General features: G+C 43.1%; 11 protein-coding genes and 1 tRNA gene. 8 read left to right on the forward strand and 4 right to left on the reverse strand.

Annotation, left to right across the window (positions count from 1 at the left end):
- Positions 1-160: 160 nt before the first annotated feature.
- Both OCU77_RS21490 and OCU77_RS21495 read left to right on the forward strand, forming a co-directional pair.
- The gene (locus OCU77_RS21490) at positions 161-1,558 is read left to right on the forward strand and encodes an aminopeptidase (protein WP_048897587.1); all 1,398 of its coding nucleotides are present in this window, start codon (positions 161-163) and stop codon (positions 1,556-1,558) included.
- A 24-nt stretch (positions 1,559-1,582) separates the two neighbouring features.
- On the forward strand, positions 1,583-3,064 hold the full coding sequence (locus OCU77_RS21495; protein WP_107302604.1) for an oligopeptide:H+ symporter: 1,482 nt from the start codon (positions 1,583-1,585) through the stop codon (positions 3,062-3,064).
- 130 nt (positions 3,065-3,194) lie between these two features.
- On the opposite strand, the gene OCU77_RS21500 is transcribed toward OCU77_RS21495, so the two are convergent.
- A complete protein-coding gene (locus tag OCU77_RS21500; protein ID WP_048897586.1) occupies positions 3,195-3,557 on the reverse strand; it encodes a DsrE/DsrF/TusD sulfur relay family protein in 363 nt (120 codons plus the stop codon).
- 308 nt (positions 3,558-3,865) lie between these two features.
- Between OCU77_RS21500 and OCU77_RS21505 the strand changes: the two genes are divergently transcribed.
- Positions 3,866-4,282 (forward strand): GrdX family protein, encoded by a 417-nt coding sequence (locus tag OCU77_RS21505; protein ID WP_048897585.1) that lies wholly within the window; start codon positions 3,866-3,868, stop codon positions 4,280-4,282.
- A gap of 133 nt (positions 4,283-4,415) precedes the next feature.
- On the opposite strand, the gene grdB is transcribed toward OCU77_RS21505, so the two are convergent.
- The 3 genes from grdB to selD (OCU77_RS21520) all read right to left on the reverse strand — a co-directional run bounded on the left by grdB (position 4,416) and on the right by selD (OCU77_RS21520) (position 8,169).
- Positions 4,416-5,711 (reverse strand): glycine reductase complex selenoprotein B, encoded by a 1,296-nt coding sequence (gene grdB / locus OCU77_RS21510; protein ID WP_084711704.1) that lies wholly within the window; start codon positions 5,709-5,711, stop codon positions 4,416-4,418.
- Between the two features lie 14 nt (positions 5,712-5,725).
- The gene (locus OCU77_RS21515) at positions 5,726-7,018 is read right to left on the reverse strand and encodes a glycine/sarcosine/betaine reductase component B subunit (RefSeq protein WP_048897582.1); all 1,293 of its coding nucleotides are present in this window, start codon (positions 7,016-7,018) and stop codon (positions 5,726-5,728) included.
- A gap of 107 nt (positions 7,019-7,125) precedes the next feature.
- A complete protein-coding gene (selD, locus tag OCU77_RS21520; RefSeq protein WP_084711703.1) occupies positions 7,126-8,169 on the reverse strand; it encodes a selenide, water dikinase SelD in 1,044 nt (347 codons plus the stop codon).
- Between the two features lie 855 nt (positions 8,170-9,024).
- Here selD (OCU77_RS21520) and OCU77_RS21525 point away from each other — a divergent pair.
- The 5 genes from OCU77_RS21525 to OCU77_RS21545 all read left to right on the forward strand — a co-directional run bounded on the left by OCU77_RS21525 (position 9,025) and on the right by OCU77_RS21545 (position 14,120).
- Positions 9,025-9,116 (forward strand) — tRNA-Sec (locus OCU77_RS21525).
- A 230-nt stretch (positions 9,117-9,346) separates the two neighbouring features.
- Complete coding sequence (gene selA / locus OCU77_RS21530) at positions 9,347-10,714, forward strand: L-seryl-tRNA(Sec) selenium transferase (RefSeq protein ID WP_048897580.1); 1,368 nt, start codon at positions 9,347-9,349, stop codon at positions 10,712-10,714.
- On the forward strand, positions 10,711-12,519 hold the full coding sequence (gene selB, locus OCU77_RS21535) for a selenocysteine-specific translation elongation factor (protein ID WP_048897579.1): 1,809 nt from the start codon (positions 10,711-10,713) through the stop codon (positions 12,517-12,519). Before selA ends, selB begins: the two co-directional genes overlap by 4 nt.
- Positions 12,520-12,542: 23 nt before the next feature.
- Positions 12,543-13,622, forward strand: a complete 1,080-nt coding sequence (gene selD, locus OCU77_RS21540) for a selenide, water dikinase SelD (RefSeq protein WP_084711702.1) — start codon at positions 12,543-12,545, stop codon at positions 13,620-13,622.
- A 228-nt stretch (positions 13,623-13,850) separates the two neighbouring features.
- On the forward strand, positions 13,851-14,120 hold the full coding sequence (locus tag OCU77_RS21545; RefSeq protein ID WP_048897578.1) for a hypothetical protein: 270 nt from the start codon (positions 13,851-13,853) through the stop codon (positions 14,118-14,120).
- The last annotated feature ends 125 nt before the right edge of the window (positions 14,121-14,245 follow it).

Here is a 14,245-nt window from a genome sequence, read left to right on the forward strand (position 1 = left end):
ATTACACAACTGTTGGTTTATTAATTTACAAATGACTCAATAAAGCAGCGTTTAATTTTGATATTTTTATATCTATAAGAAGATCATCCTCACAAACGCTTGCATATGCAGAATGATAACCTCCGACTCGAATCATCATTAATAAATGCGGAGTAAGGCAATGGAAACGCTTAAGTTCACAAATGGTTGGCTCGATCTTGATAAAAAGAGAATTGATGAAATAAACCTGTTTAATGAAGGCTACAAACACTTTTTAGACCAAGGAAAAACAGAAAGGCAGTGCGTGACTGTCTCAATTGCTCAAGCAGAACAACACGGTTTCCGTCCTATTTCTGAATTTGAACAATTAGTTGCTGGTGATAAAGTGTACTTTATTAACCGCCATAAGAATGTTGTCCTCGCTATTATCGGGCAACGTCCAATCAGCGAGGGAATTCGCTACGTCGTTTCTCACATTGACTCACCAAGATTAGACTTAAAACCATCACCAGTCTACGAGAAATGTGAACTCGCGCTGATGCGAACTCACTACTATGGTGGCATCAAAAAATACCAATGGGCCTCACGCCCTCTCGCACTGCACGGCATTGTCGTTACCAAGTCTGGCCGCAAAGTCGATATTGCGATTGGTGAAGATGATAGTGATCCAGTTTTCACTATCCCAGACCTACTTCCACACCTAGATCGCAAAGTACAGCGTGAGCGTAAAGCCGATGAAGTACTAAAAGGCGAAGAGCTTCAAATCGTGGTTGGCTCTGTACCGATGACTTTTGATGATGAAAAAATCAAAGACACAGTCAAACACCACGTATTAACTAAGCTGTTCGAAAAATACGAAATTAGTGAGCCTGATTTTATCTCTGCTGAGTTGATGTTAGTGCCTGCTGGTAAAGCACGCGATGTGGGTTTAGATCACGGTATTATTGGTGCTTACGGCCAGGATGACCGTATCTGTGCTTACACCTCACTTGAAGCAATTTTCGATATCGATACACCAGAGCAAACTGCGGTGTGCTTCTTGGTCGATAAAGAAGAAATTGGCTCGACAGGTGCAACAGGCCTAGAGTCACGTTACCTCGAATTCTTTACGGGTGAATTACTGGTGCGTCAAGCTGGCGGCCAATACAACGACCAAATGCTGCGTCGCTGTTTATGGCAATCTTACGCCCTATCTTCTGATGTCAACGCTGGACTTAACCCACTGTTTGAATCTGTTCATGATGCACAAAATGCCTCAAAACTGGGTTACGGCTTAGTACTTACTAAGTACACAGGGCACGGTGGTAAAGTCGCCTCAAACGATGCTGATGCTGAATATGTGGCTGCGTTGCGTCGTATTTTCGATGATACAGAAATTAAGTGGCAAACCGGTTTGCTTGGCAAAGTAGACGAAGGGGGCGGCGGTACAGTGGCGAAATACCTAGCACATTACGGTATTAACACAATTGATGCAGGGGCGGCGATCTTATCGATGCACTCACCGTTCGAGCTCTCTTCTAAGTTCGATGTGCATGAACTTTACCGTGCTTACAAAGCTTTCTACATGCAGGCGCTATAACCTCAGCATCATGGAGATACGATCATGAAAAAGCGTCATCCGTTAACCTTTTATATTCTTTGTTCATGCCAGTTCTGGTGGGCGTTATCTTTCTATAGCCTATGGGCTATTTTGCCTGTTTTCTTAGGCGATGAGCTGGGGATAGACCAAAAAACGTCGTTTGCTACTTTTGGTGCATTTGCTGCATTGGGTGCTGCGATGCTGTTTGTCGGTGGTTGGCTAGCCGATAAAATCTTAGGGGCAAAACGTACCTTAGTTTGGGGGTTCTTCTTCCAAGGTTTAGGGTATTTCATCATCGCTTACTCTGCGATCACTGCGCAACCACACTTCGTATTCATTGGTTTGGGTACTGTTGCTGTAGGTCGTGGTATCGGTAGTGTGGCGCCACCAACCATTATTGCGGCATCGTATGAGAAAAACGATCCACGCTTAGATGGTGCCTACACCCTGTTCTACATGGTGAATAACATTGGTGCTTTCATTGCACAGTTAGGCGCACCTATCATGGCGTACAGCATTGGCTGGACTTCAGCCTTCATCTTGTCGGCCGTGGGCATGACAGTCAACGTCGTCACCTACTTGTTATTCAATAAGAAAATCAAGGAAGCTACCGAAGCCGACCAACACGCTGTACCATTCAAAACGAACAGCTTGTTCTTGGCTGGGGTACTACTCACTATTGCGACTGCGAGTTACTTGCTAACTAACCTACCACTTGCACAAGCGGTACTGGGTATTGCCGCTATGGTTATTTTGTTCCTCATCATGAAAGAGATGAAGAAAGAAGAACCGACTAGCCGCAAACGCATGATTGTTGGTTTGGTCTTGATGGTGCAAGCGCTGGCATTCTTTGTACTTTACAATCAAATGCCAACATCACTTAATTTCTTTGCGATCAACAACGTAGAGCCTGAGATATTTGGTATACCTGTTAACCCTGTTTCTTACCAATCACTTAACCCTATGTGGGTTATCTTCCTTAGCCCTATTCTCGCCCATATCTATACAACCTTGGGAGAGAAAGGCAAAGACTTGTCAATGCCTGGTAAGTTCGCACTCGGTATGCTGATTTGTGCTGCAGCCTTTGCTTGTGCTGGCTTCTCCCAATACTTTGGCGACGAGAATGGCATGCTCAATCCATTCTGGATTGCTGCACCACACTTCTTGTTCGCAATTGGTGAGTTGTTGATTTCTGCCTTGGGTCTATCGGCTATTGCTAAACTATTCCCAAGTCGTATCCGTGGCTTTATTTACGGGGCGTGGAACATGACACTGGCTCTCGCCTCTGTAGCTGGAGCTTGGGTGGCAGGCTTGTCTTCAAGCGGTGAAGTAGAAATGACCCCAGTAGAAAGCTTGGCGTCTTACGGTAATTACTTCTACATGCTTGCGATTGCCTCTGCCGTTGTTGGTGTCGTGTGTGTATACCTAGCACCACGTCTTAACAAGTTGATTGAAACCGATGTTGAAGGCGATATCGACCATAAAGATGCACAAACCGCATCCTAATTAAAACTTGGGCTCAATGAAAATTGAGTCTAAGCCTTCAAAGGAAATATAATAAAAACAGCAACATAAAAGCCGCATAGTGACCCTATGCGGCTTATTTGTATGTATTAAGTGGTTGATAAGCTATAAATTAAAAGCAAACCACTTTGTCGGCCTGTAACGTCCACATCGACAAGTCATCCAGTGTACCAATTTCAGCACCCTCTATCAGTGGAAGCTCACTCATTCCTCTGGCATTGCAACACGTCTTGCATAGCTTCACTTTTGCACCTTGTGCAAGTAATATTTCTAGCATTTGTTGGACGTGATACCCCTCACCTGGCGTCTGCTTTGGTAAGGCACAACTCACCGCATCAGACATCAAAAAAACCATAATATTGGTCTTGATTTCTTGCTCATTAAGATTAATGGCCAGCCTTAAACCATTGAAAGAACGCTCCGAACCATACGGTGCATCATTTAATATAAACAGTAAAGTTTGTTCATTTCCCATTATTTTAAAGTCCTTCTTGAATGCACATCTTGTTGAGATTAAATATCTAAAAAGCACTACTACCCACTATTGTACCCGTATCGTGGGTAATGAAACCTGCATAGCATCAAAGGGATTAAAATAAACATTATAATGACAAAAAACGTCTTAACTCACTTTAATATGCGTGTTCATTTCTCCTCTACCCATCTATTTAACCAAGAGGTGTTTATCATTGTAAAATACGAGGTAAGCCATAAAAAATCAGCTTTATAAGGATTATAATTAAGGTGTGATATTGCAAAGATTAAATATTATCAAGGAGCATCATGAGAGCTGATAGATTAGAGATCATCACTAACAACCCAAGTATTAACGTTGATAACAGTGCGATAACAATCATTCGAAAAAATACAGTTAATGATGTTTTGACGTTTACTCGAGATCAAGTTCACCTCGGGTATAAAGTTATTTCACACCCTCTTGCTGGCAGTGTAAAACCACATGAAACACCTTATCGAAGTATTGTGATTTATCGTGATGACAGTTTAGACATGGATTCACTAAATACCATTGAGCAAACAATGGAAAGATACCAAGTACTCTGTAAGGCCAAACCTGAATTTCTCAATCTTACCGGTGAAGATATTGAAAAAGACTTTCCTAACAAACAACGTTCAGATTTTCAATTCATCGATAGTCAATTAATAAAATCCTGTCTTAGTGCGATTAATGCCAGTTTATAAAAAATAGCAATACGACTTTCATACCCAAGTTAGTAACATACGCTTGGGTATTTTTATATGCGTTCATAAACACCAATAAAAAAGCCAACCGCTAACGGCTGGCTTTTATTTATTTAATTAATCGTATTAGTGATTAAAATACAGTTTGTTCATCAATCTTAGTTTGTAGTGCGCTTAGCGCTTTTTCTACCAATTGACGACGAGTAAATTTCTCTTCTCGTGGCTGCATTTTAGGATCGCCCAATGGATGAGGGATCGCAATGGTAGGAATAATACGGTTTGCACCTACTGTTTTAGAGATAGGAACCACTGTCGCCATATGAACTACAGGCATCACTTTTTCGATTTCTTTAACCATCGTTGCGCCGCAACGTGTGCAAGTGCCTCAAGTGGAAGTGAATATCGCTGCTGTTACCCCAGCTTTCTGTAGTTTCATCGCGATTTCTGCACCATATTCTTTCGCTTTCGCTACCGCAGTACCATTACCTACTGTGGTGTAGAACATGTCATGCAGGCTACCGATTATGCCTTCGCGCTCCATGTCGCGTAATACATCTACTGGCAATACGCGGTTTGGATCTTGGTTACAGGCCACTGGGTCGTAACCACCGTGTGCAGTTTCATGGCTTGCTTCAGTAAGTGCATCTAGCCCTTCAATGCTGTATTCACCATACTTAGATGCGCTTGATGATTCGATATGGTCTGGGTTGCCTTTTGGTACAACACCGCCAGAAGTCACTAGCGCAATCTTCGCTGTGCTCATCATCTCAACAGGTGGTTGAGGATCAACACGGTCGAACACTGGCATTGGATATTCAGTTGTAAACTCACCTGATAATTTGTTAATCAGCAAGTCTACAGCACGTTCTGAACCACGCTTGTCAGCAAAGAAGTTCACACGGATGCCGCGTGGCATGTAACCCGCTTCTTCTGGAGAACCAACATCGCCATTCGTGTCAATGAAACGGTTAACCAAGCTCACCATCGCAGGTACAGCTTTACGCATACTTGCTGCGCTATTGCCTGTCTCTACCATGTAAGCGTATTGACGGAATAGTTCATAGCCTGGGTTTTCAACGTACATACCAGAAATGGTAGCAATTCCCATTTCATGTGCCACTTTGGCCACAGTACCACAAGCCATACCATAGCGGCCGGCGTTAAATGCAGGACCTGCAATCACAAGATCAGGCTTCACTTGTGCAAGGATCTCTTGCAAGCTATGACAGCATAGGCTTTCATTTTCGTTGAAATATGAATCACCACAAATGATGGTATGAGAGATCTCAGCTCTGTCTTTTAGCATAGTGCCAAATTGCGCACCAACACCAACAGGACCTTCCACAACTTCCATTGGAATGTGGGCCATTTCTTCACCGCCTTTTTGGGCAAAGAACTGGTTGAGATAATAAACGACTTTCAATGTCATGTGTGTATCCTCGCTTAGCTTGCTTTGGTAGTGAGTTTGTGGAAACCAAGCTCACAAGTTGCGCCTATGATGGCTTGAAGTTCAACTGTAATTGAACCATCTTCATGCAAGCTGCCGTTGAAACCACCCGCAACAACATCTGCGTAGCGGTCGTAACCGATCACTTTATCCATCGCTGGTAACGTTACTAACTGGTTAGCATTACCATTGGTAACTACAGCGTCTGCACTCTTATGAGAATCCGCTAGCGATTGACTTTCACCGTTTTGGCCTGCGTATTCATCTGTCAGTAAGACAGTTTGAATGCCCGCAGCTTCAAGTTTTGCACAGTTCATGATTAAGTCAGCGTCTGGGTTACCAAAGCCTTCTTCACTCACGATCGCGGCATCCCAACCCATTTGCTGTGCAAGTTTCACAACAAAGTTAGATGAACGCTCTTTATCGCGTAGCGTGACGTTTTCATTCGTCACAATAACGCCCATGAAGTTGTATTTAGAACCGTGGTGGCGGTATAAGTCGTAAATAACAGGGCTATTTTGGTGGATATAACTGGTGTTCTTATCACATGCAGATACACAGTTACCGCTAATAATTGCCCCATCCATAACTTCTGTTGGGTACATTAGCGTAGGTAGCATGCCTTTAACATCGACACCGTAGTAGTAGGTGTCGTGTAATAAACCTTGGCTTTGTAGCATGTACACGTAACCTACTTTTGGTAAGTTAGGGTACTCTGCTGCTTGCTCTAGCAGTGGTTTAGTTTCGTAAGTTTGAATCTCGTCAGGTTCAATATCACGCGCCAATTCACCAATCCAACGACCAGCTTCTAGGCCAACCATACGGACAATGCCTTCATGATCGTACTGGTTGCAGCTTTCATCGACTTCACATTGAATCACAAGGTTCAAAGTTGATGAGAATGGGGTGTAATCTGCACCCGGGCCACTCATATCAACAATACCTTCTTGGAAGCCAACGATTTCACCCGTTGTAACAACAGCCATTCCTTTTAAGACATGGGTACGGCCTTCGCCAACCATCTCTTCTTCACCCAAATGTCGCCCAGGGAAAATGTTACCGCCGCCGCTTACTTTTACGCGTGGCTCGATGGCGTCCTTTACCGGCATGATACGAATACTATCGCCAGGTTTAGCGATAGACAGCTCGATAGAGCGGATACGGTGATCCAATTCAGACAAATGGCCGATTAAAGCCTGCTGATCAACGACCACTGTGTTTTCTTTCACTTCGCTTACTGGGCCAAAGGCCAGATCACGAACATGGATGTTGCCTAGTTCGAGTTTCATGTGTTTCTCCAAACAAGCGTCAGTTGGGAGGATTTTTCTAGGAAGGTGAACGATTTAGCAAGGTAACCAGCTTCAGCCGAAGCTGGTCCACCTGATTAAACCGAATCCTAACTAACCTTTAAGCCAGTTCCTTCTTCGGCAAACCCGACAACCCAACAGGGTTCTTCATTACAGCTAAATTCTGTTAGTAACGCATCCAAACAATCTTTTGGTACGGCAGCAAGCAGACCACCAGATGTTTCTGGGCAGCACAACTTACGTTGCCAGCTTTCATCAAGTGCCTCTGCAAAGTTGATTTCATCGCGGTAAGCCTCAAGATTACGGCCAGCGCCACCAGGAAATAGTCCTTGGGCTGCGTAATCTTCGGCTTCAGGCAAGAAAGGAACCTGTTCAGCCTTGAAGTGCATACAAATGTTACTTTTTTCGGCCATCTCATGGGCATGACCCAATAAGGAATAACCTGTCACATCTGTACATGCTCGCACTGGATAGTTAGCAAAAATTTCTGCAGCTTTACGGTTTAGCTTTTTCATGTTGTCAGTGGAGGTTTTAATTGCCGCCTGACTGGCTTTACCACGTTTTGCCGCTGTCGAAATTAAACCTGTACCAATTGGTTTGGTTAGTACCAAAACATCACCGCTTTCAACGGCAGATTTGGTTTGTACTTTTGAAGGATGTATTGTGCCCATCACAGACAAGCCAAATTTAGGCTCGCTGTCTTCTACAGTGTGGCCGCCAACTAATACCGCACCAGCTTCACGGACTTTTTCCGCACCGCCTTTGAGGATTTGGCCTACCACTTCTTGTGGAAGATCTGGTGGAACACAAAATATATTCATCGCCAATGTTACTTGTCCGCCCATGGCGTACACATCGCTGAGCGCATTCGCAGCAGCAATTGCGCCAAAATCATACGGGTCATCCACGATTGGAGTAAAAAAGTCCAACGTTTGAATAACAGCAACATCATCGTTGATTTTATAAACGGCAGCGTCATCACTTACCGTCAACCCAACCATCAAATTGGGATACGCTTGTTCGGGAAATAGGGGTGAAATGGACTGCAGAACCTGCGCCATGGCCTTAGGGCCGATTTTTGCTGCTCACCCCGCTTTTTTGGTCATCTGCGTCAGACGTATCTCTTCTGTCATCTCTAGATCCTTAACAGTGGACGGTAAAAGCACAATTCATATCTATATTGTGCTCGCGCTATCTCTGAACAGCATCATGGTATAAGTGATAGGCATCGACCTACCCAGCCATGAGGATCTCTTCAGATCTTTTTGTTTTCAACTTGATCTACCTCTGTATATAGCAGTGTATTACACCATTACATTCCATCTGCTTATCAAGTTAAAAACGGCACCCAGGTACACAACGATGAATCATTTGTGACCTTCATGCAGCTATTCGATCCAAGGTCTCTATAAATAGAGTCATATAATCAATAGCTTTTAACTAAAAAATCAAAAAATTGCTTCGTTTAGTTAAAAGCACTTTAATTACACTAAACAGTGAGTATATGTTGAAGAATTAAAAACTTAATAATATTAAAGTCTTAATTAAATATTATTTCTGGCCTCAACATGAAATTGATTATAAATACCGAAGAATTAAATATTGTGATCTAAATCTGAAACAGGGAATAACCAGTATTTAATTTTTTAAAAGACAACTCATCGCTCAAAAACAGCTCGATATCGTTAAGAAACCACCATTAATGTTAACGGTAAATGAAGATAACCATAAAAATTTAACAATAAACCAATAATACCTGCTATTCTTTACCTCAACATCACCCACAATGATACTTATCCATTGTGGCGTATACCTCTCTCATATTAAACACCGTCATATACTCCTTTAGAGTTAAAAAATATGTTAACTAAACACGCTATTACCAATTTAGTTGCATAAGTTTGTCAGTTTGCAGAAAACATCACAAAACACTAGTAAACTACTTTTAACTCATTAAATTATTTGATTATATTGACGCATCAAAACGCGGAAGTGGATGGGGTCTGGTGGCCCTCCCGGTCTTCAAAACCGATGTGAGCTGAATAGGCTTTGGTAGGTTCGATTCCTGCTCCTTCCGCCAATCAATTTAGAGCCTTGAATCTATTACACCATTTGGATTAGATTTATTTATACCAAGATATAAAATAAATAATGTTGGTAGCGGTATGATTCTTATTGCTTTGTCATATTAGTTTCATTTAACCAGCCTCTATATACATATCCCAATTGGAACAATTTATTAGGCTGTCAAATTAATGAACTGTATAAAATGACCGCCTAATGTAAACTTAGTTATCGCTGAGGTTATATATGACAGTCAGTATCTTATCTTCCATCCCACAAATAGAAAAAATCCTCCAGCAAGCCTTTATTTCACCTTATATTGAACGATTAAGTCGCCCTATTGTGACGGATATTATTCGAAGTGAAGTATCAGCATTTAAAAAATATATCCTTAGTGACAAGAATAATACGGACGTTTCACTCGATAAGCTTTACAACAATATCAAACACGCTTGCTGGATGATGAACCAGCAGCGCCTTCAACGAGTGGTCAATGGCACTGGCGTCATAGTACATACTAACCTTGGTCGCTCCCCTATCAATGCCGAACTGTGGCAAAGCGTGACTGACGTAAACACGCACTACAACAACCTTGAAATAGATTTGTCGACCGGAAAACGAGGCAAACGAAAAGGGATCATTCAAACACTGATGACACACCTAGTGAAAGGTGAAGATACGTTAGTCGTTAACAACAACGCCTCTTCTGTTTACCTTATGTTGCATGAGCTCACCCAAGGTAAAGAAGTGATCGTGTCACGCGGTGAACAAATCCAAATTGGTGGTGGTTTTCGCATCCCTGATATTTTAGCACTATCAGGGGCCAAGCTGGTTGAAGTCGGCACAACCAATATCACGACTAACCAAGACTATCTTGATGCCATCACTGAAAATACTGCCATGGTTTTGATGATCCACACCTCTAATTTTAAGATTAGGGGTTTCACCGAATCGGCTGATATCAAAGAACTCGCCAAAGAATTGCCGCCACACGTTATTTTAGCGGTAGATCAAGGCTCTGGAACGACAGTCGAAGACATGCCAGATGAACCAACGGTGGCCAGCTATATTAATGCGGGTGCTGACTTAGTGTGTTTCTCGGGAGATAAAATTTTAGGTGGACCACAAGCTGGCATGATCACTGGCGAACAGTCCTTGATTCAACGCCTAGAGAAAAACCCTATGATGCGAGCATTTCGCCCAAGTCGCATTGTGTATTCTTTACTTGAAGAGCTTGCAGTACGCAAACTCAATCAGCTTGATAGTGGCGCGGGGGTTGCAGAGACAAAAAGCACTATTGCAGAAACAGCCCTTAAGCACAGTGCAGAACGCCTAGCTGAAGGACTTGCTCCCTTTATCCAAGTCGTACGTTCAGACATGACAGTCGGCGGCGGATCATTACCCGATCAATCGACCCCATCTTGGTCTGTTGAGCTTTCTCCGAAAGATCCCAAACTGGCACGCTCACCAGAACAATTGCTTAAACTGATGCGAAGCTGGCCATTGCCCGTCATTGGGGTCATTAAGCATGACAAAGTGCAGCTCAATCTCGCCACTATTGATGAATCAGAAATGACTTATCTTCGCACCCAACTTACCGAGGTATTACAATGAGCTATGTCGTTGGTACAGCAGGACACGTCGATCATGGAAAATCTGCGCTAATTAAAGCACTGACAGGCATAGATACCGCTCATTTACCGCAAGAGAAAAAGCGCGGTATGACAATCGATCTCGGCTTTGCTTTTTTTAATCACAATGACGGTACACCCATTGGGGTTATTGATGTCCCTGGGCACGAGCGTTTTATCCGCAACATGGTGGCTGGCGTGTGGAGCCTAGATATGGTGCTCTTTGTGGTTGCTGCTGATGAAGGCTGGATGCAAATGTCGACCGATCACCTAAAAGTGATTGCCTCTATGGGCATAGAGAACGTGACTTTGGTGATATCAAAAGCCGATCTGGTTGACGCAGATATGCTCGCGATGGTGGAAGAAGAAGCTTTAGAACAGTTTCTTGAAATTGCCGGCTTTATTCCTGATTCGCTCGTTGTTTCATCTCATACACAAACAGGGATTGAAAATCTTCGCCAGCATATTTGTCGTCAGTTAGATAATAAAGCAGAAAACGCAGAACTGACATTTGATACCCACCAGCAACAAGCGCACTTATATATAGATAGGATTTTTACCGTTAACGGCTTAGGCACAACGGTAACAGGTAGTTTATGTGGCGGTAAGTTCCAAGTTGGACAAAAACTCACACTGCAACCTTCAGGTGAAAAGGTACAAGTGAAAAGCTTGCAGTCCTATCACAAAAATATCGATCTGGCTGAACCCGTCTCGCGCGTTGCGATTGCGCTAAAAGGGGTGAAAAAGAAAGATGTTGAACGTGGTTTTTGCCTAACCGATAGCACTGAGGCAGGCTTTGTCACCAATGATCTCATTGTTCGTTTAGATAGCCTTTTGTTTGAAAACAAATGCCGAAATAACAGTGAAGTCGAAGTCGCATTTGGTACCTTCAATTGCTTGGCTAAAATCTTTGTGTTCAAGGGTACTAATTTAGCACGCTTACGGTTAAATGAACCTGCATGTTGTTTTTGGAATCAACGCGCTTTGCTGATCCAGCATGGTGGCAGCCAAATCCTTAATTGTGGCGCTATCGTTTGGTGTGGGCCTGTTATCAAACAACACCGAGCCAAGTTGTATGATCTCCTGATCGCTATGCCTGAACATCCATCTTGGGAAGATTACGTCATGCTTAACATGTCCTTATACGGTTATGCGAAGCGCGGCCAAGACGATCAAAACGAATTTGGTTACCTCGAATCCCAAGATTGGCTTTTCACCGAAGAATTCACCACCAATACCTTCAAACAAATCGAAGCTATCTTTAATCAAGAGCACATCGATTTATCTGCGAATGAGCTCAGCAGCAAACTTCACATTCCAGTCAATGCACTATCGGCCCTACTCGAACACTTCACAGGCAAAGGAAAACTCCGCCAAGCCGGCGAATTATTCTCGTTAGGAACAGGGCGAAGTGAAGCGCAGCTCTCTCCGATTGCCAAACAAATCCTGACGAAGATGAACCACGCAGGCAAGCAAGGTTATGAAGCTGAAAAAGAAAAAATCCCTGGCGCGCAAAAAGAACTGCGTAATCTGGTGCGCTTAGGCTTCGCTATTCCACTTGAAGGTAAAATTTACTACGAAAAGAGCCTGTACGATCAACTTGTTATAGAGATAATGCAAGGGCACGCTGTAAACGATCGTTTTACTATTTCAGACGCTAAAGACCGTACAGGTTTATCACGAAAATACATGATTCCACTACTAAACCGCATGGAACTTGATGGCTGGATTAAGCGAATAGACAACGATCGCCTTGTGCTAAAAACCATTGAATCAGAAATCGCTTAGCGGTGTGCAAAGTAGGAAAAATTATGACAGAACACTCGATAAAGAGCAGTTGTAAAAAAAACGAGCACACGCCACTTACACAGATGACCTCGAAGTCAGGCTGTGCCGCAAAAATTGGCCCTAAGGTGATGGATCAATTGCTTGCTGCGTTAACCCCTATGTTCCCAGCGCAGGCAAACCCTGATCTTATGGTCGGGCTAGCCGTTAGCGATGATGCAGCCGTTTATAAAATCAACGATGATGTCGCCGTTATTCAAACCTTAGATTTTTTCACGCCAATCGTGGATGACCCATATGATTTTGGTGCCATTGCAGCAGCCAACGCCCTTAGCGATGTTTACGCGATGGGCGGACAAGCAACCCTAGCGATGAATATTTTCTGTGTACCACCCGATTTACCCCAAGAGATTGTGGGTCAAATCCTGACAGGAGGTGCAGAAAAAGTGCGTGAGGCGGGTGCGGTATTGGTTGGCGGGCATACAGTAGAAGATAGCGAACCTAAATTTGGTTTATCTGTCATGGGGATCACTCATCCAGATAAGGTATTGACCAAATCCAATGTGCAAAGCGGCGATATTCTGGTGTTAACTAAGCCTCTTGGTACAGGGATAATCACCACGGCAGCAAAGCAAGGTAATGCAAGTTATGATGCACGTACTGCCGCAACAGAGAGTATGAAGAAGCTCAACAAAAAGGCAGCAGAAATCATCTCTCACTATCCCATTACAGCTTGTACCGATGTAACAGGTTATTCATTACTCGGTCACGCACTCGAAATGGCAAATAAGAGCCAATGCTGTCTACATCTCAATGCAACTCAAATTCCATTTCTCCCCGAAGCACAAGATTACGCTCGTGACGACATCTACCCTTGTGCGGCAAAACGTAATTTAGATGCTTTTGAGAGTCAAATCCAATTTGCTCCCGATTTAGAACAAGTATGGCGCTATAAGTTATGTAGCCCAGAGACTTCTGGCGGATTACTGATTGCAGTACCAGAAGATCAGCTTACATCCCTCCTGAATACCTTTGCTGAGCACGATGAGCAATGCTGGATTATTGGCCAAGCACTAAACGGCCAAGGCATCAAAGTTACGGATTAGCCACACCTAGCGTCTAGCACATATTTCACCCAAGCGGCTGCATTCCTGTGCAGTCGTTTTCTTTTTTATTTGTATGATGTATATCAAAATTCACTATGCCACTAAGAGTATAGTAATGCTGTTAACTCAGTCAGAACAAGGTGTTATAACCCTTTTACCAAGCAATGACTCAAAGGCGTATTATCCTGACTGTTATTTTTTCTTTCACGTATTTACGAGGATGTAACCGTGGACGCTTCCAAAATCTACTTACGCGATATATTAGGTTTAGGACTAATTATCTTATCTGTGATGACTGTACTAGGAACATTATTCAGTATACTCGCAGCGCTTAACTACATCAGCCACGAAGAAGCAATGGCTGCGACTTATATCAAAGAAGCTATTCCATTAATGCTTTGTATTTTACCTGCTTTTTTTCTTGGCAAGTACATCAACAAACCAGCTTGGGTCATAGCTACTGATGATTTTCGATTAAATTCAGCGAAGAACCAATAACTGAATTACCACAAGATCTTCACTACATTTAGACCTCAGCGTTCGAACTGCTCCTTGGTTGATCAACATACTCCTTCCAAAGATCAATCAAGGGGCATATCAGAAATCAGTCATATTTGTGCTGG

This window comes from Photobacterium swingsii (genome assembly GCF_024346715.1).
Lineage (GTDB): Bacteria > Pseudomonadota > Gammaproteobacteria > Enterobacterales > Vibrionaceae > Photobacterium > Photobacterium swingsii.

Excerpts from the sequence above, each read along its gene's own strand:
- selA (WP_048897580.1), top strand. The coding sequence starts at position 9,347 with ATGACAGTCAGTATCTTATCTTCCATCCCACAAATAGAAAAAATCCTC.
- OCU77_RS21505 (WP_048897585.1), top strand. The coding sequence starts at position 3,866 with ATGAGAGCTGATAGATTAGAGATCATCACTAACAACCCAAGTATTAAC.
- OCU77_RS21495 (WP_107302604.1), top strand. The coding sequence starts at position 1,583 with ATGAAAAAGCGTCATCCGTTAACCTTTTATATTCTTTGTTCATGCCAG.
- selD (WP_084711702.1), top strand. The coding sequence starts at position 12,543 with ATGACAGAACACTCGATAAAGAGCAGTTGTAAAAAAAACGAGCACACG.
- OCU77_RS21500 (WP_048897586.1), bottom strand. The coding sequence starts at position 3,557 with ATGGGAAATGAACAAACTTTACTGTTTATATTAAATGATGCACCGTAT.
- OCU77_RS21490 (WP_048897587.1), top strand. The coding sequence starts at position 161 with ATGGAAACGCTTAAGTTCACAAATGGTTGGCTCGATCTTGATAAAAAG.
- selB (WP_048897579.1), top strand. The coding sequence starts at position 10,711 with ATGAGCTATGTCGTTGGTACAGCAGGACACGTCGATCATGGAAAATCT.
- OCU77_RS21515 (WP_048897582.1), bottom strand. The coding sequence starts at position 7,018 with ATGAAACTCGAACTAGGCAACATCCATGTTCGTGATCTGGCCTTTGGC.